This window comes from Gemmatimonas sp. (assembly GCF_044376735.1).
Taxonomy (GTDB): Bacteria; Gemmatimonadota; Gemmatimonadetes; order Gemmatimonadales; family Gemmatimonadaceae; genus Gemmatimonas.
In genome coordinates this window covers 1-3,516 of the sequence record NZ_JBILKJ010000226.1, presented here as the reverse complement: position 1 = coordinate 3,516, position 3,516 = coordinate 1, and the positions used below count along the sequence as shown (strand labels likewise).

2 protein-coding genes are annotated in these 3,516 nt (G+C 68.0%); both read right to left on the bottom strand.

Going from position 1 to position 3,516, the window contains the following annotated elements; genetic code table 11:
• Positions 1-113: 113 nt before the first annotated feature.
• On the bottom strand, positions 114-1,202 hold the full coding sequence (gene moeB / locus ACIRA7_RS15840; RefSeq protein WP_396221803.1) for a molybdopterin-synthase adenylyltransferase MoeB: 1,089 nt from the start codon (positions 1,200-1,202) through the stop codon (positions 114-116).
• Between the two features lie 10 nt (positions 1,203-1,212).
• A complete protein-coding gene (locus ACIRA7_RS15835) occupies positions 1,213-3,369 on the bottom strand; it encodes a M20/M25/M40 family metallo-hydrolase (protein WP_396221802.1) in 2,157 nt (718 codons plus the stop codon).
• Positions 3,370-3,516 lie beyond the last annotated feature (147 nt).

The window sequence follows — 3,516 nt, the reverse complement described above, 5'->3', positions numbered from 1 at the left end:
CCCTCCACAATACCCTGCGCATCGAAGCGAAAACGACGGGCGTGCGCCGCCTCGAAGCGAGTACGCGCGGCAGCGCGCCAGAACGTCATGCGGGTGCCAGTTGGCGCGAGCGGTCAGTAGCGCGGCAACGACTGATCGACGTCCATGCTCCACGCATCGATCCCGCCATCGATGTTGATGAGGCGCGTGAACCCGTGCTGCAGCAACCAATTGGCGGCCATTTCACTGCGCATGCCGTGGTGACAGAGCAGCGCGTACGAGCGGGTCGGGTCCAGCTCGTTCGCCCGGGCAGACAGCGTACTGAGGGGAATGAGGGTGCTCACCGGCAGATGCACGAGGTCGTACTCCCACGGTTCGCGCACGTCGATGATGATGGGCGCGTCGTCGCTCGCGAGCAGCGCGGCAACATGAGTGGGATCGAGATGCTGAATCGACATGGAGGGGAGAGAGGGAGTGCGCACGTCGCTGCACGCCGGGCAGTCAGGGCGTCGGGCGACGGCAATACGCTGCGTGTCCTGCGCCAATAGGTCCACCAGCAGCAGCTGACCAACCAACGGGGTGCCGATGCCGACGAGCAGCTTGATCGCTTCCGTGGCCTGATGCAACCCGATGACGCCGGGCACGACACCGAGTACCCCCTCTTCGGCACAGGTGGGCACCGTACCCGGCGCCGGCATCTCCGGAAAGAGGCAGCGATAGCAGGGTCCCCCGGGGGCGGCGAACACGCTCACCTGGCCGTCGAATCGCGCCACGCTGCCGTACACGAACGGCACCCCGTGCGCGAGACAGGCGTCGTTGATCGCGTACCGGGCAGGGAAGTTGTCCGTGGCATCGATCACCACGTCGTGCCCCGCCACCAGCGCCGCCGCATTCTGCGCGGTGAGTCGCGTGTCGTGCGTATGCACCACCACCTGCGGATTGATGGCGTACAGACGCTCGCGCGCGACATCGAGCTTGGCCCGTCCCACATCAGGCGTGGTGTACAGTAGCTGCCGGTGCAGGTTCGTCACGTCGACCACGTCGGTATCCACCAGCGAGATCGTGCCCACACCGGCCGCCGCCAGATAGCTCGCCGCCGGCGAGCCAAGCCCACCGGCGCCCACGATCAGGACCCGCCCCGTCGCCAGCTTGTCCTGCGCGGCGGGGCCGAAGCCCCGCAGCGTCAGCTGTCGCGCGTAGCGAGGATCGGAGAGATCGTACACGACCGAACGATCAGCGCTTCGCGGGCGTCGACAACGCCGTGCGCGCCGCATCGACCGCGTCGGCTGCCGCGCCGAATCGCGCGGCGAGATCGTTGATCTCGCTGATCGTTTCCGCCTGCGTTCCGTAGCGAATCGATTCGTTCACACCCGGGAAGCTCATCGTCGAGTAGCCGTTGTCGACATCCGACGCGTAGATCAGCGACCGATACCACGGACGGCTCTTGAGGCCGGTCGGGCGGGCCAGTGCACGCTCAACGCGCAGCAGCGCGCTATTGGCCGTCGCGTGCGCAGCCGGCGCCACGCCAGCGGCCAGCGCCGCATCACGCGTCGCAGCGAAGGCGTTCGCGCTGGTCTCGAGGCGGGCGATCGCCGCCGTCAGCGGGGCGGTCGCCGCGGCATTCCACCCCTTCTGCGTGAGCCCACGCTCGACCGGCGCCACGTAGCGCTGCATCGTCCGCGCGAACTCGGCGTAGTCATACGGCAGCACCTGGGCGTTGGCGAGGCGCAGCAACGTCGCCGCCCCGATACGCGCGGCCGTGGCGTGATACTGAAACCCCGGATCGCCGAAGCGCTCCATCCAGTCGAAGGTGTCGTACGCCGAGTGGTAAATGCCGGACGGGCCACCGAAGCCCCAGTCGGCCATCGGAATACCGAAGTGGTTGTAGAAGCCGGCGAAGTCGCTGCCTCCACCCGGATCACCCATCGGCGGCTCGAGCGTGTCGGCGCGTGTACCGGTGGCCGACCGCCACGTCTCGTACACCGTGCCGCGTCCACGCGGATCCTGCACCTGCTTCGTGACGTCACGCAGCATCGCCCGCATCGAGGGCGATCCGCCGCCGCCGAACTGTGAGCCCTGCGCTGAGACGTCCTGATTGAGGTACGCCACCGCGCCGGCCTTGAGACGCAGCGAGTCGTCTTCGACGTACTCGGTGCTGCCCACCAGCCCCCACTCCTCGGCATCCCAGGTGGCGAACACGATAGTGCGCTTGGGGCGATCGCCGCGCTTGGCCATCTCCGAGAGCGACTGCGCAGCCTCGAGCACGCTCACCGTGCCGGAGATGTTGTCCGCCGCGCCGGGGCCCCACGAATCGCGGTGCGAGCCGATGTACACGTATTCGTTCGGGTACGTACTGCCACGCAGATACCCGAGCGTGTTGTGGATCTGCTTGGTACCGGCGGTCGCTTCGTCGGTGGTCACTTCGACGCGCACGCGCACCGGACCCGGGCCGACGTGATAGCGCAGCGCCATGCCGCCCTGCCAGGTGCGGGGGATATCGGTGCCCCGCACCTGCGCCAGCAACGCCTGCGCATTCGCGGCGCTGATCGGCACGACCGGCACCTTGGGCACCGCCGTTTCCTCCGGCTTGAGACGCGGCACCCCCGGCTTGCTGGCGTATCCCGGCGTGAGCGGATCGCCCGTGCCGTTGAACACGCTGCCGCGCTGCAGTCCGCGCAACGGACGCATCGGTCCTTCGGGATACACATCGCCCTGCACGAAGCCGTCGTCCAGCGGATCGGTGTAGATGAGCACCGCCACCGCCCCACGCTTCTCCGCCTCGCGCGACTTGATGCCGCGGAAACTCCGCCCATACCGCGCCAGCACCACCTTCCCCTTCACCGACACACCTATCGAGTCGAGCGTGGCGTAGTCCTCGATCAGGCCGAAGTTCACGAACACCAGTTCGCCTTCACCCACCCCCGCGCCGCCGTATCCGTTCACCGGGAGATACTGCGGCAGCATCGTGGATGCGTCGCTCGGGATACCCGGCTCCTGCACGTCGAGCACGGCCGTGTCGCGCCCCATGCGCGTGATCTTCACGCCGGTGGCATGCGGCAGATACACGTCGTAGCTCCGCAACTCGGTCTCGAGTCCCATCGCCTTCATCTGCGCGATCACGTAGTCGGCGGTGCGCTTTTGCGCCGGTGTGCCGGCCACATGCGGCTCCTTCGACAGTGCGGCGGAGTGCGTCCGCGCCCGCGTGGCCTGCGGCCCCTGAATGGCCTCCTGCTCGAGGCGACGTTGCGTGGCGGCGGCCCCCGGCGAGTAGCCGGGCATCGACGACGTGCTACCGGACTTCGCCTGCGCCCAGACGACGGAGGGGCTCATCACCGCCAGCGCCGTCAGCACCGACAGCGAGCGAGGCGGCGGAAATCGAAAGACGGACACGACATGAACTCCGGTGGAGAGAAAGCCAACCAGACGAACGGCTGCCGTAAACTACCCCGCTTCGTACTCTTCCGCGGCGCGCATGAGCGCCTGCTGCAGGAGGGCTTCTCGGTCGCCGTCGTCGGGCAGGGCCGCGCTCAGCGCCGC